The 25129-nt window shown below is 53.4% G+C and carries 20 protein-coding genes; 8 read left to right on the forward strand and 12 right to left on the reverse strand.

Annotation, left to right across the window (positions count from 1 at the left end; translation table 11 throughout):
• Positions 1–9: 9 nt before the first annotated feature.
• The 5 genes from RA157_RS06490 to RA157_RS06510 are packed head-to-tail and all read right to left on the reverse strand — an operon-like array spanning position 10 to position 6387.
• Positions 10–942 (reverse strand): ABC transporter permease, encoded by a 933-nt coding sequence (locus RA157_RS06490; RefSeq protein WP_350335654.1) that lies wholly within the window; start codon positions 940–942, stop codon positions 10–12.
• Positions 939–2006 carry an ABC transporter permease gene (locus tag RA157_RS06495; RefSeq protein ID WP_350335655.1) on the reverse strand — a complete coding sequence of 356 codons (1068 nt, stop codon included), beginning with the start codon at positions 2004–2006 and terminating at the stop codon, positions 939–941. The genes RA157_RS06490 and RA157_RS06495 overlap by 4 nt, the downstream gene beginning before the upstream one ends.
• Positions 2003–3511, reverse strand: coding sequence for an ABC transporter ATP-binding protein (locus RA157_RS06500; RefSeq protein ID WP_350335656.1), 1509 nt, complete (start codon positions 3509–3511; stop codon positions 2003–2005). The genes RA157_RS06495 and RA157_RS06500 overlap by 4 nt, the downstream gene beginning before the upstream one ends.
• Positions 3512–3568: 57 nt before the next feature.
• On the reverse strand, positions 3569–4579 hold the full coding sequence (locus RA157_RS06505) for a BMP family lipoprotein (RefSeq protein ID WP_350335657.1): 1011 nt from the start codon (positions 4577–4579) through the stop codon (positions 3569–3571).
• A gap of 47 nt (positions 4580–4626) precedes the next feature.
• Positions 4627–6387 (reverse strand): adenine deaminase C-terminal domain-containing protein, encoded by a 1761-nt coding sequence (locus RA157_RS06510; protein ID WP_350335658.1) that lies wholly within the window; start codon positions 6385–6387, stop codon positions 4627–4629.
• Positions 6388–6583: 196 nt separating this feature from the next.
• On the opposite strand from RA157_RS06510, the gene RA157_RS06515 reads away from it, so the two are divergent.
• From RA157_RS06515 to RA157_RS06525, 3 genes are all read left to right on the forward strand, one after another.
• Positions 6584–7420 (forward strand): helix-turn-helix domain-containing protein, encoded by an 837-nt coding sequence (locus RA157_RS06515; RefSeq protein ID WP_350335659.1) that lies wholly within the window; start codon positions 6584–6586, stop codon positions 7418–7420.
• Positions 7421–7652: 232 nt separating this feature from the next.
• Positions 7653–8072, forward strand: a complete 420-nt coding sequence (locus RA157_RS06520) for an SH3 domain-containing protein (protein WP_350335660.1) — start codon at positions 7653–7655, stop codon at positions 8070–8072.
• A gap of 39 nt (positions 8073–8111) precedes the next feature.
• Positions 8112–11264 (forward strand): coiled-coil domain-containing protein, encoded by a 3153-nt coding sequence (locus tag RA157_RS06525; RefSeq protein ID WP_350335661.1) that lies wholly within the window; start codon positions 8112–8114, stop codon positions 11262–11264.
• A gap of 2 nt (positions 11265–11266) precedes the next feature.
• Here RA157_RS06525 and RA157_RS06530 read toward each other — a convergent pair whose 3' ends face one another.
• The 5 genes from RA157_RS06530 to RA157_RS06550 form a co-directional block, all read right to left on the reverse strand.
• Positions 11267–12517, reverse strand: a complete 1251-nt coding sequence (locus tag RA157_RS06530) for a DUF6716 putative glycosyltransferase (protein WP_350335662.1) — start codon at positions 12515–12517, stop codon at positions 11267–11269.
• 90 nt (positions 12518–12607) lie between these two features.
• Positions 12608–12967, reverse strand: coding sequence for a phosphomannose isomerase type II C-terminal cupin domain (locus RA157_RS06535; protein ID WP_350335663.1), 360 nt, complete (start codon positions 12965–12967; stop codon positions 12608–12610).
• Between the two features lie 2 nt (positions 12968–12969).
• Complete coding sequence (locus tag RA157_RS06540) at positions 12970–14259, reverse strand: DUF6716 putative glycosyltransferase (protein WP_350335664.1); 1290 nt, start codon at positions 14257–14259, stop codon at positions 12970–12972.
• An 84-nt stretch (positions 14260–14343) separates the two neighbouring features.
• Positions 14344–15510, reverse strand: a complete 1167-nt coding sequence (locus tag RA157_RS06545; RefSeq protein WP_350335665.1) for a cytidylyltransferase domain-containing protein — start codon at positions 15508–15510, stop codon at positions 14344–14346.
• Between the two features lie 59 nt (positions 15511–15569).
• Positions 15570–16505, reverse strand: a complete 936-nt coding sequence (locus tag RA157_RS06550) for an N-acetylneuraminate synthase family protein (RefSeq protein WP_350335666.1) — start codon at positions 16503–16505, stop codon at positions 15570–15572.
• Positions 16506–16901: 396 nt separating this feature from the next.
• Here RA157_RS06550 and RA157_RS06555 point away from each other — a divergent pair, with 396 nt between their 5' ends.
• Complete coding sequence (locus RA157_RS06555) at positions 16902–18122, forward strand: capsule polysaccharide biogenesis protein (RefSeq protein ID WP_350335667.1); 1221 nt, start codon at positions 16902–16904, stop codon at positions 18120–18122.
• Between the two features lie 140 nt (positions 18123–18262).
• Complete coding sequence (locus tag RA157_RS06560; RefSeq protein ID WP_350335668.1) at positions 18263–19429, forward strand: capsular polysaccharide export protein, LipB/KpsS family; 1167 nt, start codon at positions 18263–18265, stop codon at positions 19427–19429.
• 2 nt (positions 19430–19431) lie between these two features.
• Here the strand turns inward: RA157_RS06560 and RA157_RS06565 are convergent, their stop codons facing one another.
• Positions 19432–20598, reverse strand: coding sequence for a nucleotide sugar dehydrogenase (locus RA157_RS06565; protein ID WP_350335669.1), 1167 nt, complete (start codon positions 20596–20598; stop codon positions 19432–19434).
• Positions 20599–20738: 140 nt separating this feature from the next.
• The gene (locus tag RA157_RS06570) at positions 20739–21818 is read right to left on the reverse strand and encodes a capsular polysaccharide export protein, LipB/KpsS family (RefSeq protein WP_350335670.1); all 1080 of its coding nucleotides are present in this window, start codon (positions 21816–21818) and stop codon (positions 20739–20741) included.
• A 226-nt stretch (positions 21819–22044) separates the two neighbouring features.
• Between RA157_RS06570 and RA157_RS06575 the strand changes: the two genes are divergently transcribed.
• The 3 genes from RA157_RS06575 to mtaB all read left to right on the forward strand — a co-directional run bounded on the left by RA157_RS06575 (position 22045) and on the right by mtaB (position 25124).
• On the forward strand, positions 22045–22851 hold the full coding sequence (locus RA157_RS06575) for a CE1 family esterase (protein ID WP_350335671.1): 807 nt from the start codon (positions 22045–22047) through the stop codon (positions 22849–22851).
• Between the two features lie 129 nt (positions 22852–22980).
• Positions 22981–23862: a diaminopimelate epimerase gene (gene dapF, locus RA157_RS06580; RefSeq protein WP_350335672.1), complete on the forward strand. Its 882-nt coding sequence runs from the start codon at positions 22981–22983 to the stop codon at positions 23860–23862.
• 8 nt (positions 23863–23870) lie between these two features.
• Positions 23871–25124: a tRNA (N(6)-L-threonylcarbamoyladenosine(37)-C(2))-methylthiotransferase MtaB gene (gene mtaB, locus RA157_RS06585; RefSeq protein ID WP_350335673.1), complete on the forward strand. Its 1254-nt coding sequence runs from the start codon at positions 23871–23873 to the stop codon at positions 25122–25124.
• Positions 25125–25129 lie beyond the last annotated feature (5 nt).

Here is a 25129-nt window from a genome sequence, read left to right on the forward strand (position 1 = left end):
AACTCCAGTCTAGTGTCTTAGGTAAGGAACGCCGAGTTTGGCAGGTTGGCCGGAACTGCTGCGGATCATCACCAGTAAGAGGATCGAGGCGACATAGGGCAGCATCAGGAAAAACTGGTAGGGGACGTTGACGCCCACGCCCTGCGCGTGGACCGCAAGACTGTCCAGAATGGCAAAGACCAGCACTGCGATCATCGTTCGAACCGGCCGCCAGTTTCCGGCAATCACTGCCACGATAGCCAGCCAGCCACGCCCGCCAGAAATATCGGGCCGGAACTGATCGGCAAAAGCGAACATCAGGAATGCACCACCCAGGGCAGTCAAAGCCGATCCGAACAGAAGTGCGCTGTACTGCCGCTTGGCAACAGACAGGCCTTTAGCTTCCAGAAACTGCGGATTTTCACCAGCGGCACGGGTTTCCAACCCATAGGTCGTGCGTCGCAGAAAAAAGGCAATGAATGGAATGCTGAGAAATGCCACATAGGTCAGCAAATGCTGATCAAACAAGATTGGCCCCAACACCGGGATGTCCGATAAAAGCGGGATAGGGCTTTTGTCGATAGTGTCATAGGTGGGTGGTTTACCACCGCCGACATAACTGCGGAACCAGAACAGCGTCAGACCGCTGGCCAGAAGGTTAAACCCAAGGCCCGTGACAAAGTGATCGACCCGCAACGTCACAGTCAGGAAACCGATCAGCAGACCCGCGACCAACCCGCCGGCTATAGCAGTCAGCCCCGCCAGAACAGGCGAACCAGTCGCAACCATGGCAAGGTAAGCCATCAGGCAACCGGTCAGCATCGTGCCTTCAACACCCATGTTCCAGATGCCAGCCCGTTCGGTTACCAGTTCACCAATGGCCGCCAGAAGGATGACGGTTGCCACTCCCATGGCCGCAACCATGATGGACATCAGGATTTCAGGAGAAAGCAATGCAGTCATTGCGCAACCCTCCTGAACTGAATGGAGTAACGGACAAGGACCGATGCGCTCAGAAAGAACAGCAGCAGAATGCCTTGCATGGCAGGGACAAGTGAAGGTGGGATGTCAGATAGAACATTCATGTAAAGCGACCCGTTGGCTAGCGCCCCGAACAAAAGTGCTGCGATCACTGTGCCGATAGGATTGAGGCCGCCAATCATGCCAACAATGATGCCGGTAAAGCCTAGGCCAGTCATCACATCTCCGCGCAGGCGGTAATTGACACCAAATATCTCGGACACGCCCGCCAGTGCAGCCAGTGCACCACTGAAGCACATCACCACCAGTACGGTTCTGGTGACGTTGACGCCCTTGAACCGCAAGGCTGTCGGATTGAACCCAAGCGCTCGGATTTCAAAACCCAGTGGAGTTTTCTTGAGGATGACCCAACACAAAGCAGCCGCCAGCAAGGCCAGAACGAATCCAAAGTGCAGCTTTACTTCAGCGATAATAAGAGGCAGTCGGATGTTTTCCGAAAAAACGGGTGTCTGATGGTAGGAAGTGCTGCCTTCCTCAGTCCAGGGTCCACCAGCCAGCAGATAAGACAGCAGATAAACGATCACATAGTTCAGCATCACAGTCGAAATGATTTCATTGACCTGAAAGCGGGTCTTGAGCCATCCACAAAGTCCACCCATGACCGCACCACCCAACATGGCGGCCACCAGAATGGCAGGGACAGCGATCCATCCTGTCACAGCCCCTAATACAAGACTGATCCAGTATCCACACATCGCCCCGGCAAACATCTGACCTTCTTGTCCGATGCTCCAGATTTCCGCACGAAACGCGATCACGGTGGCAAGCCCGGTAAAAATCAATGGCGTTGCGGCGACCAGACTTTGCAACAGGGCTTCCTGGCTGCCAAAAGCACCTTCGTAGAGGGCACCGAAGCCTTCGGTCACACTGGCACCGCTGAGCGCGATGAGCAACGCTGAGGTGGCAAATCCGCATATCAGAGCAAGAACATAGGCAAGAGCCTGCGCCTGCCAGCCTACGGAAGAACGGGGGGAAATCTCGATCACGCTGTGACCTCGCTGGCTCTGCCTGCCATCAGCAGGCCGATTTCTTCCAGATTGGTAGTATCTGTTTCAACAACACCCATCAGACGCCCTTGAAACAGGACACCAATCCGGTCGCAAAGTTTCATGAGATCCTCAAGTTCAGACGACGCAATCAGCACCGCGACCCCCTCGGCCCGCTTCTCAAGCAATCGCGTGTGGATGTATTCAATCACACCCACATCCAGACCTCGGGTCGGCTGATTAGCCAGTAGAACCTTGGTTGCCAGCCGCTTTTCGCGAGCCAGGATCACGCGCTGAGCGTTGCCGCCTGAGAGGTTTTCAGTCGGAGTCTCGGGTGATGGGGCAGAAATCTGAAACTCGTTGATCATCCTGATCGCCGTGTCCCGGATTTTCGGGAAGTCCAGGAAGGCCTTGCGTACATAGGTCCCCCGATGGTCGCCCAGGATCAAGTTTTCCTCGATTGACATTTCGGGAACCAGGCCTTCAAGGAACCGGTCATCGGGAATATGACCCAACCCCATATCCTTGATTACGCGGGCGCTCATGCCGCCGATATCGGTATCGTCGAGCATGATCTGCCCACCTGCCGGCGTGCGCACTCCCGCGATGACCTCCATCAATGGGTTTTGCCCGTTTCCGGCGACACCCGCGATACCAAAGATTTCACCCTGATGGACCGTCAGTGACACGTTGTCCAGATCAGGAACCTGTCCCGTTCCGGCAACTGTAACATTTTTCAGAACCAGCCACGGAGGACCGGTTGGCGTCTTGTCCCGAACCTTTACCTCCAGATCACGACCAACCATCAGACGGGTCAGTTCTTCGGGTGTAGTCTCTGTCGTCGACCTGATGCCAACCACCTTACCCTGTCGTAAAACGGCGACTCTATCCGCCTGCATTACTTCGTCCAGAAAGTGCGAGATAAGAATCAGCGCAACGCCATCAGCCTTGAGTTTGTCTATGATACGGAACAGTTTCTTCGAATTCTCGACATCAAGCGTTGCTGTCGGTTCGTCCAGGATCAGGACATCGGCATCAAAATACAGCGCCTTGAGCAATTCAGCCCATTGCCGTTCACCTACAGACAGATCACGCACCAGCGCATTCGGGTTAATCTCGATCCCGTAGCTGTCGCAAATCTGACGCAATTTCTTTTCTGCCTCATCATATTGAACGATCAGGCCTCTCTCCGACCCGATGACGATGTTCTCCAGAACCGTAAAGTCCGGGACGAGAACAAAGTGCTGATGGACCAGGCCAATCCCCTGACGGATGGCATCCGCCGCAGAGGCCATTTTCAACGACGCGCCCTTGAAGAGGATATCGCCGCTGTCAGGTGGAAAAAGCCCCGTCAGACAGGCCGACAGCGTTGATTTTCCAGCGCCATTCTCACCAAAAAGGCACAGGAGTTCACCGGAATCGACCGTAAAGCTGATGTCGTGATTGGCGCGCACAGGGCCGAAACTCTTGCAAAGGTTCCGCGCCTCAAGGGTTGGCGATGACATGGAAAGTTCCTGGAAGTAAGAAAGGCTCTTCGCCAAAGCGAAGAGCCAGGAATTCGATCAGTCAGATTTTGGGAGAGACAGATCGACAGGGATTTTCAACTCGCCCGAGGCGATTTGCGCACTCAGTGTCGCAATTTCCTCTTTCAGCTCCGCAGGCAGCTGATCCTCATAAGCGTTATAACCAGACAGGGCTGTTCCGCCATCGGCCATGGGCACCCAGCGCTCAGAAGTATTACCTTCGTAAGCTGCGCCGTTGGCCGCATAATCATACCATTCGTCAATCACCCAGTTCAGATCCTCGGTCCAGGAAATCAAGGCACTGGCCACGACCGAGTCCGGCGCGGATGCCCCATGGTCGATATAGTTGCCGAAACACCTGATTCCGGCCTTTTCACACGTTTCAAAGCTGGCAACCAACTGGAACGTCAGGTCAGCACCCGCCGCAATCTGGGCATTGGTAAACTGTTCGGCCTTGGCCGGATCGTACCAGCTTTCGATAAAAGCCACCTTGCGCTCGACATCCGGATTGACCGACCGCGCCCCTGCAAAGAAGCTGTTAATCTGATCATTCACATCTTCGGATGGAAATTGCCCGACGACGCCAACCACATCGCTTTCCGTCAGGCGTCCGGCCATGACGCCCAATAGATACGAGGGTTCGTGCACGCGCTTGTAAACCCAGTAGGCATTACCTCCAAGGCCTTCATTCCCCGAACCAACCAGCACAAACAGGATATCCGGGTACTTTTCTTGCAGAGCCTTTACCTGGTCCGAGTAGCTGCTGTGAGCCCAGATGATCTGGTACTTGCCGGTTTTGGCCAGCAATTCCATAGCATCACCGGCATCCTCGCCCCATTTACCGTTAATGTTCTTGTACGAGATTTCCAGACCATGAGGCGCAGCCTCTACTACACTGTCGAGATCCCGCAAAAGCGTTGCATCCCACGAAGCCTCGGGCCCTGTAGCCAGTATCAAGCCGATGCCCAGTTCAGTCGGGGCGTCTGCCCACGCAACTCCGCTTGTCAAAGATAACAGCGCTGTTGCCATGAGTGTTTTGAACATATTCATATGGTTTCCTCCCAGTGATTCCGATTGCACATGTTCTTGATGTTGGCTCAGGCGTTTTCGAGAACCGGGTCGAATATCTTGAGGCCCACGCAGTCCACCGCCCCAAGGTCGGTAATTGCGTATTCCGGGATTGCGGTAATCGAGAGCACAAACATGTTCATGAAGGGCCATTCGAGCTGGCACCCGGCATCACGGGCAGCCTGATCCAGCGCTCTTTCTTTTTCGGCCATTTCAACTGGATCAATGTCTGAGACGATGCCACCGATTGGCAATTCCAGACCGACGGTCACCTCGCCATCTTTAACGAAGGCCTGCCCGCCGCCCTTTTCGATCACCCAGTTGATGGCTGTCGCCATATCCTCGGGATTTGTGCCGATGCAGACGATATTGTTGTCATCCGGCGCAGTTGACGTCGCCATTGCACCATATTTGAGACCAAAACCGGACACGAAGGCCACGGGTTTGTTCGTCGTTTTACCGTAGCGTTCGATCACCGTGACATACAGCACGTCCTGCTCGGTATCCGGCAGAACGAAACCGTCCGTGGCCTTGAGAACTGCGTCGCGACGGTTGCGCACAAATGGCACATCCAGCGACATGTTCATTGCCAGGACTTTAACCGCATCCGCATCGGTGCTGACCTTCAGATCTTCAGCCGTGACCGGTGCTACCTTCATGGTTTCAGTCAGAAATGAAGGGCGCTCGGGGCGATTGACCGGCTCAATCATCTTGAGGTCCTGTGCCACGAATTTTCCTTTGGCGATAACCTGCTGAATATTGAATGCCTCAGGGCTGTCCACCAGGATGATGTCCGCTTGCCGACCCGGTGCAATCAGCCCGACCTTGTGGTCGATCTGGCTGGCGACTGCACTGTTGATCGTAGCCATCTGTATCGCCTCCATCGGCGATACACCTTCGCGTATCGCCATGCGCACCACATTATCGAGATGCCCACGGTTCAGGACATCAACCGCAACAACATCATCGGTGCAGAAGCTGATACGATGAGCAGCATCCGGCGTATATTTGGTTGCAAGCTGGATATTCTCCTCAAGGAAGTGACTGATCGAGCTTTCGCGGACCAGAACAAACATGCCGTTGCGCAGCTTCTCAAGCGCTTCGGTCACCTCATAGCTTTCATGGTCCAGACGAACTCCTGCGCTGGCGTAACCCGCAAGCTTCGAGCCCTTGCACATGGGGGAGCATCCAAAAACAGGCAGCTTGTTCTTGCGCGCAATTTCCAGTGCTTCGATGACATCGTCATCTTCTTCCTGAATGAACTCGCGGACCGTTTCCCAGATACCGATACATTCCGGCCAGTCATGCGTGGCCCGGTGGTCATTCGGGCTGAAGTAGTGATTCACTGTTGAACGCGGCATCGTGTACGGCGTTTTACACGGCGCGCCCCAGTGGATTGTCATCGGACCCGCATTGGCTTCATCCAGAAAATGGCGCACGCCTTCCAGACCGGACACCACAAGAATCTGGTCCAGACCGGAAATAATCGATGTGGTACCATAGGGCACAACAAGTTCGGCAAAACTGGAAACGGAGAGCTTGGAACATTCAACGTGAAGATGCCCGTCAATCATTCCCGGTGCTAGGTAACGCCCTTCAGCATCGTGATACTGGGTATCAGGGCCCTTGCAATGCTCAACATCCCCGACTGCAACAATATGGCCACTCTTTATGGCCACCTCAGCCGGATAGATTTCCGACGACGCGACATTGATCAAATGACCGTTGGTGATCACCAGATCAGCTTTAATGTCGCCATGTCCGGCTCGGATCAATTCTCTCAGATTCACGATGAACGTCTCCTGTGTTTTGGAGATTGTTCATCGGGGCTCCCGCGGGTTCAACGGGATTTACTTGTCCAATTTGCTTAAAACATATCCAGAATGAATAATCTAAATCTGCCATAGATTTTCTGAATGAAGACAACTTCGTTAATTTCGAGTATTTTTCCTGATTGTTAGCCGATTTTGAACAAGGTTTCGGATTATGCAGAACAACTCCGGCACACATATATTATCTGTCACGAATATCACCGCTGCAAACACTGCATTCGCCATGGGTGAAAGCAACTACAAGAACGGGGAGCAATTCGGGCCAATGGCAGGTTGCCAGCTTGAGGCTATCTATCTTCGAACTGGACAAGTGGAAGTCATTCATGACGAGCACCGCTTCAGGATGTCTGCCCCCAGTGTGGCGCTGGTCGCTTCAGCCCAAAAAATTGTCTATCGGTACGGACCTGCCAAAATGAACAATATCCTCTGGTGCCAGTACATTGCCGGCGGGTTGTCAGCATCCGGGGTTCAAAGGCTGCTTCCGTATTGCGGCCCGCTTCCACCCACCGCAGCGTCGACATCGCTTATGAAGATCGGTGCTGATTTATCATCAGACATCAATGATGAAATGCAGAACTTTTCGTCTGCATTAGGGATTGCGGTGCTGGAAGAACTGCTGGCCCGAAAAAGAAAACAGGAGACCATCGCCGATATTCCACCGCAAGTGCATCATGTCAGACGATATATTGAGGAACATCTGAACTCGGACATAACAATGGCAACACTTTCTGAGGTTTCAAACCTTTCCCCCCAGCACCTGAACCGGTTGTACAAAGCAGCATTCGGAGAAAATCCGCTGGATTACCTGTGGCGCCTTCGAGTGCGTCGTGGAGCTTATCTGCTGCGCCATACAGGGATGCGAATAAGTCAGATCGCTTATAACACCGGTTTCAAGACACCCAATCATTTCTCGCGGCTGATCAGAGAGAGATATGGGATATCACCACGTGATCTGCGCTCACAGGAATGGCGGGGAGCCAGCAACCAGTAGTTCCTGTTTTTCGATTATGATTGCTGAATTGTCGTCTGGTCCAAAAACCCTCAAGCCACACAAAAGTCGCACAATGGGCAACCGGCGCGACTTTTGGGTTCAGTTACCTGTTCAACACAACCCTCATCGCCCTTGCAATGGATCAGGTCTCTGTAAAAATTTTGAACCTCCGGCTTGCCTGTTGCGACAGACACGTGGAAACTTTGTTCTGATGCAGTGCTGGAGAATGCTTATGTTCTGTGAATATGCTCGTAAAATCCGCGTAGCTCATCTTCTGGCCGCAGGTTCTTTATGCCTGCTGTCGGCGCTCTCTTTCACCCTTCCTGCAGCCGCTCAACAACTCGATGTTCCTGTTATCGAACATGCGGACGGGGATTTCGACACGTGCGGCCTGGGGCAGGTCAAAGGCCTAAAAGCAAACGGGGACGGCTTTCTCGCAGTCCGCTCCGGTCCTGGCTCCTCTTACAAAAAGCTCGACGAACTCCATAATGGAGATCGGGTCTGGCTGTTTGATCAGAAGGGCAAGTGGCTGGGGGTTGTCTATGACGTTAACCAGGTGGATTGCAGCCCGATCAGCGAAGACAGGCCAGTCCGCCAGAAGGGCAAAAAAGGCTGGATTCACAGCAATTGGGTCAAGTTCCTCGCCGGTTAACCTGTCATTTTCCGAATATGCAGCCTCTGAGAAAGAGCCATGTCATACAAAGCGCTGAACAACCTGGTCCGGAGCACTCTTCTTGGCGGCGTAGCCTTCCTCTCGCTGCCACATACAGCAGGTCAGGCTGAATTCCGATCCTTTGAGGCGTTTGAAGCCCTCAACAATGCCCGCCTCTATATGCTTTCAAGCCGGGCTGACGAGAAGGATGCCAATGAGCGCCTCCCCAAGGCCAGAGACGCCTATGCACAGGCACTGGTCAGACATGGCAAGGCCGTAGCCGCCTATCGAAGCTTGTCCGACGCGCAAGAGCAACGCCAGATCCTGCTTGCCGATGAAGCCAGGCTGCAGAAGGAATGGCGGCAGGAAGAACAGGCCATAGACAGAGCCCTCACTGTCGCTCAGGCGCGCCTTGAGACAGCACGGGCCGAATTGTCTCTCGCAAAGAATGCAGGGCAGAACACCGACAAACTGTCAGTGGCAGTCGCAGACCGCTCACGGGCCGTGCGCGATCTCTATGCCCGCAAAAGCGGATTGAATGACGTACGCGCAATCACCCAAAGAGAGATTGACGAGCAGCTGAAGCCCCTGAATGAGATCATGAAAACCGCAGGGGCCGTTTCCGGTGTTACAGCCTTATTCGATCTGGGGTTCGATGTCCGCCAGAAGGCAGAGGCCCTCGAACAAGCCCATGCACGGGCACAGCGAAACGCTGTTCAGGCCCGCAACTATCTGGTCACCTATTACACTATGCTGGAAGGGCTGCGCCCGCCCTATATCAAATCAGTCAGAATTAAGCACGGCAAGACCGTTCTGTATGAGGCCTCATGGGAGGAGCGCCCGGGGACGGAGAAGAGTGGCCCTCTTGAAACAAAGGCCCTCAAGGCGTTGATCGTCAAGGATGAGCAGATCCTGAAACTCTCACGCCAGCGCATCGAGGCTCTCACGCGCAACCGGAAGGAACTCCGAAAGATTGCCAATAACAGCCGGGACTATGCCCAAAGCCTGCAGAGCCAGATAGCTGGGGCTCAGAATCGGGCACTGCTGCAGAAAACCGCTGTCGATATTGCAGTGGTCGCCGCGGATCTGGCCATCTCCGGTGGGGCTCTGACCATCGCCGGGTTTAGCGCAGGCAAGTCAGCCGAACTGGCAATCAGTGCCTATTCCCGCGAAACTGCCCGTGCAGTCCTGCGCGAGACCGGCGTCAGCTCTGAACTGATCGGGAGCGTCGCCAAACTCTATTCCACAATGGCGGAAAAAGCGGCTGAACAGAAAATCGAGGCTTTGATCGCAAATCCGACCAGCTTCGAAGGCGATGCTCTGGTTGCCGCTTCAGAGGTGGGAGAAACGCTGTTTGAGGCGGCCACATCAAAAGGCATTGAGACAGTCTTTGATGCTCTTGGAAAAGAAAGCGCGGAAAGCGCTGCAAGAAAGACCGCGTTTTCCTCCGTCAGCAAGGCTGTGAGTGGCTCCGGCGCTATTTTCGATGCTTCAAAAACAGCTCAAAGCGCGAAGGGTATCGCCTCAGCCGCAAGCCTGATTGCTGATATCTCTGCCAAGATCATCATCGCCAGAGCAGAACAGGAAGCTCTGGAACGCCTGGGTAATGACAAACTCAAGGCACAAGCCAACGTGCATATAGCACAAGGGGCCTGGAACAGGGTGCATGAGGAACTTCTGGCTGAGCAACGCCGGGCTCTCTTTTACGAGACCAGGATCAAGGCTCTGGAAACAAGGATCGAGTTCGGCCTTCCAAGCCGCGAATTGGTGGTGAAGACCAACACATCACTGGACGAAAAGGCGATCAGGACAAAACATGTGGTTGATGTGTTTTTTGAGGTCTCCCAGCCTCTTGAGGAAGCCCCGCGCCTGACCACATCAACACCAGGGGGCGTCACCATTGAAAAAGTTACACGTGACACGCGCGCAGGCTCCAGTCACTGGAAAACCGTCATGACACTGGACGAGGACCAGATCAGGGGCATTGATGCTATCCCGCTGGAGTTCAGGCTTTTAAGGGGAACCCATCGCCCCTATTGGGATTTCGACACCAATCCGGCCACAGCACCATTCCTGAAAGATCTGGATGAGCGCACATGGGAGAATTTCGAACCCGGTCCGGACAAAAACCACACCCTGCAGATCAGGCCCTATGCGCCGGATATGGTCTGCGCACCGTCTGAAGGCACCCGCCAGACAGCAGAAACCGACACAATCACAGCCGGCATCGTCAATACCGAAGAAAATCCCGACTGTACCTACTGGTATGATCCGGTCTTTGGTGTGCTTGCCATGTATCCATCGGATGATTCAATCAATCTTGAATGGATTCGCCCGATCCGCTTTTCAGATGAACATGACCTCAACCAGTCCGGTGGCGGGTACGGCGACACCTACCCCTCGCTCCGCAGGCTTGATTTCATACCTGGGCCCTTCGCAACACTCACACGTATCAAAGAAGCGAGACCTGAGGAGGACACCCTGACCGAGTTTGAACTCTGGGGCTCAACAGGTGGTGTCTATATAGGATCAGCCTCCGTCACACTGACTTACACCTGCGGATCAGATTCCAAAGACAACCGGATAGGCCGTGTCATCTACAAAACTGTATCAACGCCGATTGTTGCCACCCTGAAAACCAATGGCATTCCTATCCCCGGTGGGTTGAATGAACCGGAATTACGCGTCCTTCTGGATGACAAGAACGCGTTCCCCAAAGAACATGTCGCCACAGTCACGTCCGGCCAGGGCAAAACCAAGGTCTATGGCATCAAACGCTGCGGCAATCAGAGAGCTGATTTCTACTCCGCACGCGGCATTCAGGTTCATGCCACACCGCTTCAAAGCGAAGATCGTCCGACCTCACTCAGCGCCAGTCAGCTCGCAGCCTTTGGTCATGCAAGGGACAGAAAATCGCAACAACAGGCAGAGCAGCAAACCAAAACCCTTGAAGCAGGCAACGTTGTCGCCGCATTACGCTTTGCCCGAAACCGGATGGATGGCCTTCTGGCCTTCACTTATCGCAAGTTTCTGTTTCACGAACAGGCCCTGAAAGCCTTGCCGGATGAAGTAAACGACTGGCAGGTTGGCGCAGGCATGGCAAACACCCAGAAAGTCCTGAAATCACAGATCGAGTCGACCAAGGCGCAAAAGAAACAGCTCAATACGCAGCTCAAGCTCCTCGGAGATTAGGGTCAGAACAGTCGTCTCAAGCGATTGAGCAGCTCGGGCAACAGACTTCCGACTTTGGCCGCTATTTGGAGCAGTCTGTTTCCCGAAGTCGCATCCAACATTCTCAGCCTTTGCTGATGCTCCAGAAATGCAGGTGAATAGACGGCATGCACATCACCATCAGACACTCCCCTCCATCCTTCAATGGCTTTGACGAGGGGCAGGATCGTTTCGCGCGAACCAAGACGAAATTGCTGCACCCACTCTTCTGACGGTTTGCGACTTGCCAGTTCATCCAGATCCGGATTGTCAAAAAGATGGCAGCTGACACCAGCGCCCGCAAAGACATGCGTGCCATCAGCATCCCGGAAGCCGAATTCATTGATTACAGCAATCGGCTTTCCGATCAGCAGTGCATCGATCAACATCGTAGACGATATACTGATCACCAGATCAACCCTCGGCAGAATTTCTGGCAAGGGAGAATAGTCAATGTCCAGATTGGATGCCGTATAGCCCTTGAATTGCGATGGATGATAAATCTGTTTGTGGAAGGTCTGCTCACCCTGGCGGACACGCGGCTTGATGACCACTCGCCAATCCGGATTATGGCGAGCGAGTTCATTCAATTGCCTGAAGAGCCAGATCCGGAAATGTTTCTCCCTCGGGATGGCAACCTGTTCAGCAAAAAGCGCTGTCTTTTTCCTGACCGCTCCAGTGTCCGCCTGTGGCACGAAAGATGTCTGTTCTGGCAGGCCTCCGGAGACAGGCGCAGGGTTCTCACGGAGCAGACCTGTTACGATAAACCGCTCCGGTTGAAAGCAGTCTGACCCCAGAAAGTGCCGGGCACGCTCCATGTCCCTATCGCTGTTAAGGCAAACAATATCTGCACCCAGACGCCAGGCCAGCCCCTCCTCAAACCCACCCAGCACCACACCATTGTAGATGGAGAAAACAAGCGGGCGAGACCCTCTGAGGTCTTCCAGGGTTCTCAACTTCAAGGATATCTGCGCGATCTGGCTTCCGGACAGAGACGGGCAGACAGCATCATAGCCGAGAGCAGGCTCCAGATCCTCAAGCGTTCTGTAGCCAACAGAAACAATCCGCGCTCGTTTGGCCACACGCTGCTTCAACTCTGGAGAAATCTTTTTTGAATCTCCAAAACTCAGGCAACATTCAAAGCCCATTGCATTAAGATGATCAATAAAGCCCAGGCAGCCAAAAACCTGGCTGTCCAGATTGGCGAAAAACAATATGCGAGGCTTCTCTGGCATTTTCTCTGGCATCGCCAAGCTGGAACTCAGTCTAAAATCCGCAGGAACATGATCCGGATAGCAAGGGTCAGGCTTTCTACGAGCTCTTCCTTACCGTCCGAAGTCATCCTGAATTCTGACAACATCATCCTCAGAAAGGAAGTCGCCCAGCTGAGTTTCAACGATGATCATGTCAGTTTCGCCCGTACACGCCATCCGATGCTCAATCAGCGGAGGCACAAAAACTGTCACACCGGGGCTGAATTGCGTCTCTACTCCATCAATAATAGCAACTCCGCGCCCTTCTACACATGTCCATATTTCCTGCCGGTGCCGGTGATATTGTAGAGACAATCTGGTGCCGGGAAGAACTGTAATCCGCTTGACCACGTGGAAGGGCCCAGTATCAAGAACAAGCCAATGCCCCCAGGGACGAATATCCTTTTCCCCTGTCTTGTAGTGAGAAACCATATCTAGTTCTCACGCGTCTGGTTGGGTCGATGCGGGCGCATATTTCTGAAAATCCGGTTTGCGAGAAAACGGGTGAAAGACAGATAGAGATTTATAAACGGCCTTGTCAGCTTGTTCTTGCTGCGTTCATACGCCCTAAAGCCAATAGAGTCGATTGAATACAGCTCTCGCAGATAATCAAACCGCGCAGAAGACGCAACAACAGGATGCAGAAAGCGATGACCTCCCTCGCTTGATGATCGTTCCCGTGCGGCAGCAAGAAGTTCATCAATATGCTTATCAAGACTGATTTCCGGATCTGTCGCAACGTGCTCAAGCCAGTCGCGATTCACCATTGGCACATTATCCGGATCAATCCCGGCAAAATCACGGATAAGCCCGGAGCCGAAAAAGAACGGCAGACCCGTGTCATCATGTGATCCAAAATCACTGATGATAAGGGTCGGGATATCTGAATAAAGAGCTTCAATCGCGACGGTTGAACTGATCGTCAGGCAAAGATCACATTCTGACAACAGGTCACTGGCTGATTCATAGGTCAGAAGCAGATTATCAGGCCGCGCTTGCCCAGATCTGTCTGATGCGTCCAGCAACATCTCAAGATGGGCCTGAGTTCTGTGAATCGTATGCTCACTCGGCCGGGTTCGCGGCTTAACAAAGAGATCCCAATCCGGATACCGCCGTGCAAGAGCAACAAGCTGCTCCGTCAGGTACTTTCGATCATCATAAGCACGTGGAATAACAGCCTGCTCAAAAAAGACCATGCGCTTACGGCTCTTGTTGTCACCAGCCCGCCGCTCAATTTTCTGAAGCGCAGAAACAAGTCCGAAATCTCGCGCATTCGAACCGTCATAGCCGAACGCATCGCACATTGACCGATAGCTTTCCAGATCCTGTCTGGAGTTGAGCCAGAGAAAATCGGCAGGGGCCCGGCTGGACAAACCATCAAAGGCATAACGCAACACCAGGCCGGGATACATGGCAACGATACAGGGGCGCGGGCCCTGGTAATCCTGCAGACGAAGAAAGAATCGCCTGAACGATGACCCATCAAGGGACATGATTAATATATCATAATTTTCAAGCACTTCCCGACTGCTCAGGCTGTCCATGCTATGGTGAAAGAGCCTGAACGGAATGTCCATCTGATCCAGTTGCTTCCCACTGATCTGCTGGGAACGAACTTTCACCAGAGCCAGATCGACCTCAGCTCCGCGCGCGGCAAAAGCCTTGCCGATTGTCGTCACAGTCCGGATAAAAGAATCATAACTTCCGACAGCAAGAATACGCATGTTTGAAACGTGTCCCAGAGGCCTGAGTGGATTATTGGCCAGAGCAGAGCTGACAATTTTGAGCGCTTATCCAGTTAGACAATTTCAGGAAAAATCATCAAGGGCGATTTCAGCGAGTTGACGGAGTGCACCTTTTCCGCCTTCAGCAGGCAGGACAACATCCGCGATCCGGAGTACCGATGGCGCAGCATCGGACGGACAGAGACCGAGGGCTGCCTTCCTGATACACTCGACATCATTAATGTCATTGCCGACAAAAGCGATATCTGACCATTCGAGGTCATTTTCCTCAAGCCAGTTCTCCAGGACATCAGCCTTCTGATCAGCTCCGTGAATAACCTCAAGCTTGAGCTTTTCGGCTCGCCGCTTCACCACCACATTCTGTTCTTTGGAGAGAACAAGAATCCGGTAGCCCGCACCACGCAGCTTTTCTATCCCCATACCATCCCGACGACTGCAGATAACCGCTTCCTGACCAAGCTCATTCACGATAACCCGGTCATCGGTATGGACTCCGTCAAAGTCAGTCACAATCACCCGAATACGCCGGAGCAGCGAAACCTCCCGCAAAGGTCTGTCAGCAACCCGGGAGAGGCTTTCCGCGACAAGCCAGTCCTGCACACTGTCAATTTCAATTGCAGGTGCCTTAACCGGCACAGGCAGCAGCTTGCCACAGAAGCGATGGCCAGCTTTGCGGAAAGATGCAATGTTCATTGTATAAACAGCACCAGTCTCCAGATATTCAGGAGGCAAGTCCTGGCGTCGCTTACGCTGTTGATTGTGATCGTGATTAACACCACGCCCAAATCCGTCTTCATCAATCGCCCAGAGAAAACCGTGACTGTCCGTTACAGAAAAGGCGCAGTCAGCACCAGACGCCTCGAATGAAGAGACCACAGCATCAATGTCTGTGGATGTTGTGAAGGGCGAGGTACACTGAAGAAAAACCAGTGTTTCCGGTGACAATCCATCCTCTTTCAGCTTGTCGAGAACATGAAACAGGGCACTTTCCGAGGTTGCAGAATCGGTGGCGATACTGTCGGGGCGCCTGATCGGCACAGCACCCCAATCAACCGCAATTCTCAGAATGTCATTGTCATCACTTGAAACATAGACAGCATCAATACAGTCGCTTTGACGGGCAGCACGAATGGTGCGCGCGACCAGCGGAATACCGCCCAGCAAACGCTTGTTTTTGTCGGGCAGGCCTTTAGAACCGCCTCTTGCTGGAATAACAGCGATGGTCTTCATGACACAAAAACTCCGATCATCGCCAGAAACTCAGCCAGATAGCTCCGGTGGCTTTCCCATCAGGAAGCCAGCTGTTCGATTCCGTTTTTGTCTTTAACCCATTTCAGCTTATCGCGCTGAACCTGCTCAACAGGAAGAATATCAACTGACTTGTAGGTCAGGGCCTGATCAACATTCTTCACGTCGCGGCACAGGCGACGCAAACCGTCCGGCTCAAGACTGGCAGCATGGTCGGTCCCTTTGAATGTCCGGTCCAGGGTGAAATGACGTTCGATATAGCCAAATCGGCCCTTGCCATAGACCCGCTCACCGAGCCGGCCAGCAGAGAGAGCGGCAATGTCAGCCGCAATTCCCAGATGATGACCGGAGAACCCGATAGCTTTGACCTTGTCGCCAAATTCTTCCTGTAACCGGTTGATCTCAAAGATACAGATATCCTCAAAAGCAACCGGATAGCCCGATGTACATGCGTAAAGCACAAGATCATTGGAGCGACCACGATCCGCATAAAACTGAACCAGTTCAGCAATTTCTTCACGCGTCGTCATGCCAGTTGAAACGTGGATTTCGCCGTCATAGTTCTTGCAGAGATAGTCCTGCAGTTCATAATGCTGGTTTGTTGCAGATGGCAGCTTAATCAGGGATGGATTAAGGGATGTAATTTCCCTGGCGGAGGTCAGATCCCAGACCGAGGTACTGTACTCGATACCCATCATCCGGCATTCTTCGAGCAACTCCTTATGTTGCCCGACCGAAAACTCCAGATATTCCCGGTGATCACCATAAGTGTCTCCATAGGAATTGGCCGGAACCGGATGCGGGGCATTATACTGCTCGTGTGTCAGGAGCTCCTTGTTGTGCCGCTTCTGAAACTTGGCCACATGCGCATTGCAGATCTTTGCAGCGACCTGAATAAGCTCTTTGGCCAGATCCATACGTCCCATATGGTTGCAGCCAATTTCTGCAATAACCTTGACTTCTTCGATATTCGACATAGCGCAAACCCGTTACCGGCATTCCCCAAAAACGCCTGACGCAGACAAACCGGCCCGAACGCCAGGGGCCTGTTACTGATTTCGCGTGAAACTAGAGTGCTGGCGGGGCATTTGCAAAACTTTTTTCGGAATTGATCAGACAAACAGACCGGGCAGGATCCGCACCGGCTACAACATGCGGCACGCGCTACAAAAGGCATTCAACAGCCACAGGCGCGGCAGAAATTTATGCTGTTCCAGCCGGATTTCATTTTTTCTGTTCAACCATCAGACGATATGTGTCATGTGAATTGCGCATAATCGGCAAGGTTACCGCTGCGCATCATGACCCAACAGCAAACATTTCTCTTTCTGCAACCTCATCCGTCTCGCTTTGGCAGTCGGCTGGTTCGCCATATGCGTAGCCTTGGAGTGAGGTGCCTGGTTATCAATTTCTCGCTGGGCGACTGGATTTGTACTTTTGGTCTGGGTGCCAGAAATTATGTGGGCAAGGTTCGCAACTGGCGCGACTATCTCGAGCGCTTTGTGGACGAAAATAACATTACAGATATTGTCTACTACGCTGATCAGCGTCCCTATCATCGCATCGCCAGATCCGTTGCCCGTCATCGCGGTCTGAATGTCTATGCCTATGAATTCGGTTATTTCCGCCCTGACTGGATCACGCTTGAACGTGGTGGCATGGGGGTGTTCTCACATTTTCCGAATGACCCTGAGCAGATTCGTGAACTGGCAAAGGATATAGAGTTCGACGAGCCGGACACGTTTTATCCCTATCAATTCAAAGATGAGGCCTTTTTTGAGGTCATCTATCATCTTGTCCCGTTCTTCTTTCCTTATCTGTTCCCCCATTATCGCAAGGACCGCTACTATAATCCCCTGCTTGATTATCTGAGTTACATACCGCGCCTGCTGCGGTCGAAGGCCAATGATCGCAAGGCCCAGTCCGCAGTTGAAGCTCTGGTTGCTGAAGACGTGCCGTTTTTCGTCGTCGCGATGCAAATGCAGTCTGATTATCAGATCCGCAGAGCCTCTCCTTATACCCATCTCAGTGAGATGATTACTGAAGTCGTGGATTCTTTCGTCGACCATGCTCCGGAAAACAGCAAGCTGGTCTTCAAGCTTCATCCTCTGGATAACGGCTATGAAAACTGGCCAAAGGTAATCTCGAACTATGCTGAGCAGAAAGGCTGCTCGGATCGCCTTCTTGTAATCGATGGCAGCAATCTCCAGACACTCTACAAGCATGGCAGCGGCGTCATCGTCATCAACAGCACGGCAGGCCTGTCTGCTCTGGTCAGCAACCTGCCGGTCAAGACACTGGGAACCGCCATTTTTGATGTGCCTGAAGTGACGTTCCAGGGTGAGCTGGATGCTTTCTGGACCGAAGGTCATGCACCGGATCCTGAAACGTTTGCGGCTCTGTCAAAGCTGCTGAAAGCAAGTGTTCAGGTAAAGGGCAACTTTTTCACCAGAGAGGGCCAGAACGCGGCAATCCCGGAATTCGCCCGACGCATCATGACCGGCGACGTGAACAGTTATGGTGCCTATGTGGAGCCACCACCCCGATTGAAGCGCGCTAAACAAGTGGGTGTGCCGATTACGTATGAAGGCTAGGCTGAGAAATGTCTTCCGCACCTCAGAAAACATTTCTTTTCCTACAGGGACCTTTATCCGATTATTACTCCCGGATAGCCGCCTGCCTGATGGACAGGGGCCATATCGTCCACAAAGTCCACATCTGCGGAAATGATGTGATGGACTGGCATCACAAAGGTGCCCATTTCTATCGCGGTTCGCCTAGCGACTTCTCTGACTATCTGTCACGCACCTTCGATGACAAGGGGATTACACATATTCTCTATCACGGAGACAGGCGGCCCTATCATCAGGAAGCCATCAAATGGGCTGATATTCATGACATCTCATGCGTCGTAACAGAATTAGGCTATCTGAGGCCAGACTGGATGACGATCGAGCATCGAGCCTGTTCCACCGGATCCCATTTCCCCAATCAGGCAAACCTTGTCCGCTCAATTGCCGAGAAGGTACCGTCGCCCGATTTCTCTCGTCATTATCCAGACAAAACAGCTAGCCTGATCGTACAGGAAGCCCGATTTACTGCATTTAACCTGCTGTTCTGGCCCGTCTTTCCTCACTATCGATCCCATCGCTCCCAACATCCTGTATCCGTCTATTCCGGATGGCTCTGGGCGAAATTCAAGACCTTGCTGCGAAAGACCGATCCAACAACAACAGTCGGGCAGCTGAACAAGCGCAAAAGCCCGTATTTTGTCTTTGGCTTGCAGCTGGACGGGGATTTCCAGCTCCGGGATCACTCCCCTTTCTCAGATATGTCCGAGGCAATTGGCTATGTTATCCGATCGTTTGCGGCCAACGTTCCAGACAATGCAGTGCTGGTTATCAAGCCGCACCCCCATGAAAGCCGTTACCGCAAGCTGAAGCGTACTATTGAGGCTCTCTCCCGACAGTTTGGCGTAGCCGATCGTATTCAGATTGTCACCGTTCCCAGCATCAAGACACTGTGCACAAACGCTGAAGGGTTCATAAGCGTCAACAGCTCGGCAGGCTTCGAAGCGCTGGAAGCCGGATGCCCTACCCTGTCCATCATGCCGACGCTGTATGATGTGGATGGCCTGACATTCCAGGGCATGGTTGACCAGTTCTGGGCAAACAAGGCACCGCCGGACGCAGAACTCTACAGAGCACTCAAATGCGCTCTGGCCGGAACAATCCAGGTCCGGGGTACCTTATACGACACGGAAGGCAGAGATCAGGCAGCCCGGGCGTCTGCAGACAGGCTGGTGGCTGATCAGATCAACAGCCCCGACGCTTTAATGAAAGATCCGCCAAGGCTGGCAAAGGCCAAGAAGATGGGCGTAACCTATCAGCCTGGGGCCTGACCCTAGTCATTTCCGAACAGATCGCGGGTGAAAACCTTGTCTTGAACATCCGCCAGCTCTTCAGTGATGCGGTTGGCAACAATCACATCAGCCTCTGCCTTGAACGCCTCAAGATCACGAAAGACACGGGAATGGAAAAAGTGGTCTTCTTCCAGAACCGGTTCAAAAACAATGACCTCGATCCCTTTTGCCTTTAGCCGCTTCATGATGCCCTGCACTGACGACTGGCGATAATTATCAGATCCCGTCTTCATCACCAGACGATAGATGCCCACGACTTTCGGCCCTCTCATCAGGATACGGTCTGACAGAAAGTCCTTTCGGGTTCTGTTTGCATCAACAATCGCCCGGATAAGATTCTGCGGCACATGATTGTAATTAGCGAGCAATTGCTTGGTGTCTTTCGGCAGACAATAACCACCATATCCAAAGGATGGATTGTTGTAGTGAGCACCAATCCGCGGGTCGAGCGATACACCCTTGATAATCTGAAGCGGATCCATATTGCCAGCCAGAGCATAGCTGTCCAGTTCGTTGAAGAAAGCAACACGCATGGCAAGATAGGTATTTGCGAACAGCTTGATCGCTTCAGCCTCATCGGCATCCGTAAACAGAACAGGGACATCCCGGGTAATTGCGCTGTTCAACAGCAGATCAGCGAAGACCTCCGCACGCTCAGAGCGTTCTCCGACAATAATACGCGAGGGATGCAGATTATCATACAGCGCTTTGCCTTCCCGCAGGAATTCAGGGCTGAAGATCACCTGTTCCGTTTTCAGCCTGTCGCGGATACCCCGCACATAACCGACTGGAATCGTTGATTTGATAACAATGGTTGCCGTTCTGTTGCAGGCTATAACCTGCCTGATAACGGCTTCAACGCTGCTGGTGTCAAAATTATTGGTCTTCGGATCATAATTCGTTGGTGTTGCGACAATCACGAAATCAGCATCTTGATAGGCCTGTTCAGCCTCGGTTGTCGCAGAAAGATCCAGAACCTTGTTTGCCAGAAAATCTTCAAGTTCGGCATCAGCAATCGGGCACTGTCCGTTATTGACCATCTGTACGCGATCTTCCGAAATATCTACCGCGATGACGGGATGATTCTGTGCAAGAAGTACAGCATTAGACAGCCCGACATATCCCAGGCCTGCAACGGCAATCTTCATGATCCAGCCTCCGGAAGAACCAGCATTCTTTCATTCATCACAAAATTCATACCGTCAGTGTGCAACACAGCGTCGTGATGAGTTCTCGGAAGCTGGGATGACGCGTTTTCCAAGGTTTTTCAACTGTTTTTTAGGTCAAATTAGGCCGGCTGATCTGCCAGGCGATTCAAGATCTCTCTAACGGCCCGAGAAAAATCACCTCTTTGCAGGCGCCCGGCCGTTTCAATCACGTAGATCATATACCGTTCAAAGAACGCATAATACAGATGCTCTGCCCTGATATCAGCCAGCCCGATCACAGCACGCCTGCTGATCGCATCAGCAATAACCGACTGCCTGTTGCCTTCAGCCCCTGATAGAGCGTGGTCCTCCGTCAAACCCCATCCCGCATAGAACGGCATTCCGAAGACATGAACAGGCAGCGCCGCATTCAAGGCTTCAAAACCAATCTGGCTGGTCACCACATAAACGCTGACCGCATGCTCAAAAACCGTCCAGATGTTGACAGGGGTCATGAGAAAACTGATGCGTGCCCGCTCAGCCTCACTCAGGAACCCGGCGAGCTGATCCGGATGCAGATAGCCTTTCTTTCGCCCGAGATAGACTTCCGGATGGATCTTGATAACAACCCTATGGTCGGGATTATCCGCCAGCGCCGCTTTGACCATCTGCTCAAATGACGTGACGCTCCCCGCTCCAAGCTCAATAGACTTGTCGTCATAGGTCTGGTCCACAATCAGAACAAACCGACCCAGAGCCTGAAGGTCTTCCGGCAGTACCGTCTGATCATAGCTGTCATTGTATTTCGACAAGCGGTTCTGGCGCAGAGCATCCATGACCTCACGACCGGATTGCACGACAGACAGATCGTCCTCGGCAGCTTCAACAGCAGAGATAACCAGATGCTCAAAGCGGCTCGGCCTTGTGGCATCAAAATAGATGCCCAGCTCATCAAAGACCAAAGAAACGGAACGCTCCACATGACCGGGCCTGACAGAGCGCAGCAAACCATCCTCTCCGGTCAGGTAATGCTTACCCAGTCCCTCTGCCACAAATCGCGCCGTACGCGCCCACCGGCGCATGCCCCATCCGACAATGACTGAATCAGTATCCAGAAAGCAGGACAGAGGGAGAAAATAGGCGACACCATCAAGCGCAACCTCAAACTCCTTACGCCGCTTCAAAAGGCCGGGAGACAGCAAGCCGATATGTTTTGTCATCGCAAGCCTCTCACATCCCTGGCGATGCCACGTCCTATAATCAATCCTTCGGCCCGAATAAAGAACAGGGAAAGAAACAGATCCATTATGTCACTGATACGAGATCCGTACAGGTCGACTTCCATCTCGTTAGCGTTTTCTCACAGTACCCCTCACAATGCTATGACTTGGGTGTGAAGGCGACAGGCTCTAGGGTCAAGAGAAACCATCAACTGGAGCAGATCAGATGCGCACTTCATGGCTTGCCGGATTAGCCATCGCATTCTCGGGTTTCTTGTCTTCCCCTGCAATTGCAGACACAAGTGATCGATGTGAAGGCAACCAGGCCTGTCAGATCAAAGATCGGTCCTACCATGTGCGGGCTCCGAAAGGCTGGGATGGCAAGACACCACTTCCTGTTCTGCTCTATTTCCACGGTTGGGGGCGAACGGGCCTCAACCCGATCAACAATCCCAAAGTCGGAGGCGCGACCGATTCCAACAATGTGCTTCTGGTTGCCCCGAACGGCATCAGACGGAGCTGGGATTTCTGGGACTATGATTCCCGCGACACGCCTTTTGTTGACAAGGTGCTCGCCGATGTGAGCGCCAGATGGCCGATTGACCGGAAACGGATTTTCATATCCGGCTATTCCTATGGCGCAGCCATGGCCTGGCGGCTGGCTTGCGAACGGGGCAGCGAATTTGCCGGATACCTGTCGATCGCCGGGACCCTGTGGCGTCAGAACGATATTCAATGCGCTGGCGGCCCGGTCAATCTGGCGCATGTGCACGGGTTGAGGGATAACGTGATGGACCTGCCCACCGGGACAGACGGTGACCCGCTGAACGGCATTGCACTCTGGCGTCGGATCAATCAGTGCGAAGGCCGCCCGGATCAGATTGAAGAAACAGGCACATTCACCTGCTATGCGTGGAGTTCCTGCGGATCAGGCAAGCGGACATCAGCCTGTTTTCACAAGTCCGGCCATCTCATTCCGAAAGGCTGGCTGAATGCCACCCTGAAACAGGTTCTTAGAGAACCCGCATCATGAATCGAGATCGGGGCCCATCCTGTGATTATTGCTGGAAATTGACCGCGTAATCCGCCATATATGGCCAGTTGACGGCAGGCTGCAGACTTTAATCTGTCCAGCCTGCCTTGTTATCTGGAAAGTCTGGTCATGTCCGCACGTCACATCCCGTTCCGCAAGATGAACGGTCTGGGAAATACATTTGTGGTTTTCGATGCCCGTCAGGAGCCCGTTACCCTGACGGCTGAGGAACGGCGCTGGGTGGCTGATGAAGCTGCCGGTGGTCCCGGTTTTGACCAGATGATCACCATCGAGAAGCCAACGGTTGGCGGCATGGATGCCTTTATGCGCATTCACAATGCCGATGGCGGTGAAGTGGATGCCTGCGGCAACGCCACCCGCTGCATCGGCTGGCTGCTGATGCAGGAAGCAAACAACAGCTTCGCCAATATTCTGACCAATGCCGGGTTTCTGAAGGCGATTGATGCCGGGGAACCTCATATGGTGACTGTGGACATGGGTATGCCACGCCTTGAATGGCAGGACATTCCGTTGGCCGAAGAGTTTGCTGACACCCGTGTCATTGAATTGCAGATTGGCCCGATTGATGATCCGATCCTGCATTCTCCGTCTGCCGTGAACATGGGCAACCCTCACGCAATCTTCTGGGTGGACAATGTTGAAGCCTACGACCTTGAAAAGATCGGTCCGCTTCTGGAACACCACCCGATCTTCCCCGAGCGCGCCAATATCAGTCTGGCGCAATTGATCGGAGAGAATGAAATCAGGCTCAAGGTCTGGGAACGCGGTGTCGGACAGACACGAGCCTGTGGCACAGCAGCCTGCGCTGTTGGCGTTGCCGCTCCGCGTAAGAAGCTGACTGACAGAAAAACCGTCATCCACCTGCCCGGTGGCCCCCTTGCCATTCATTGGCGGGAGGAGGATGATCATGTGCTGATGACCGGTGCAATCGAGGATGAGTATAAAGGACAGCTCGACCTCGATGCCCGCAGCTGGACAAAGGACCACTGACGCAGCCCATGGCCATCAAGGTTCTCACATTTGGATGCCGACTGAACGCTTATGAGTCGGAAGTGATGAAGCGGGAAGCAGAAGCCTCCGGCCTCAATGAGGCTGTGCTGGTCAACACCTGTGCGGTAACCGGCGAGGCTGTCAGGCAGGCTCGACAGGCCATTCGTCGCGCCCGTCGGGAAAATCCGGACGCTCGCATCATTGTATCCGGCTGCGCCGCCCAGACCGAGACCGAGACCTTCGCCGGAATGGACGAAGTGGATCTGGTCCTTGGCAATGATGAGAAGCTCGATCGCAGCAATTACGTGATCAACGATTTCGGCGTCTCGTCCGAAGAGCGTGTCCGTGTCAATGACATCATGGCCGTCAGAGAAACCGCACCGCATCTGATAGACGGTCTGATGGACCGTGCGCGCGCCTTCGTCCAGATCCAGAACGGCTGTGATCACCGCTGTACGTTCTGCATCATCCCCTATGGCCGCGGCAATTCGCGCTCCGTCCCGATGGGTGATGTGACAGCCCAGATCCGCCGACTTGTTGAAAATGGCTATGGCGAGATTGTCCTGACCGGTGTCGACATCACCTCTTACGGTGCCGACCTGCCCGGTGCACCAACCCTGGGCAGGCTCTGTGACGCTATTCTGAGGCAGGTGCCTGATCTGAAGCGGCTCAGAATTTCATCCATCGATTCCATTGAGGCTGATGATTATCTGATGCGGGTCATTGCGGAAGAAGACCGTCTGATGCCGCATCTGCATCTGTCGCTTCAGGCCGGGGACAACATGATCCTCAAACGGATGAAGCGACGACATTCCCGCGAGGACACAATCCGCTTCTGTCGCGAAGTCAGGGATCTGCGCCCGGACATGGTTTTCGGTGCTGACATCATTGCCGGGTTCCCGACCGAGACAGAAGAGATGTTCAGGCAGTCTCTGGCAATTGTTGATGAGTGTGACCTCACCCATCTGCATGTTTTCCCCTTCTCCCCCCGCCCGGGAACACCGGCCGCGAAGATGCCGCAGGTTGACAGGTCTGTAGTGAAAGAGCGCGCAGCGCGCCTGAGACAGAAAGGCGAACTGGCTCTGACCCATCATTTCTCGTCTGAGGTTGGGCAAAGCCGCTCCGTGCTGGTAGAGAAAGCAGGGCTTGGCCGCACCGAGCAATTCACACTGACAGAGCTTGATACGGGCATTCCCGGCGAGATCATTCCTGTGACCATAACCGGACACACCGACCGCGCGCTTGTGGCAAGCGCTAGCTGACAAAG

Origin of the sequence: Coralliovum pocilloporae, assembly GCF_030845175.1 — a bacterium.
In the GTDB taxonomy this organism is placed as follows: Bacteria; Pseudomonadota; Alphaproteobacteria; order Rhizobiales; family Cohaesibacteraceae; genus Coralliovum; species Coralliovum pocilloporae.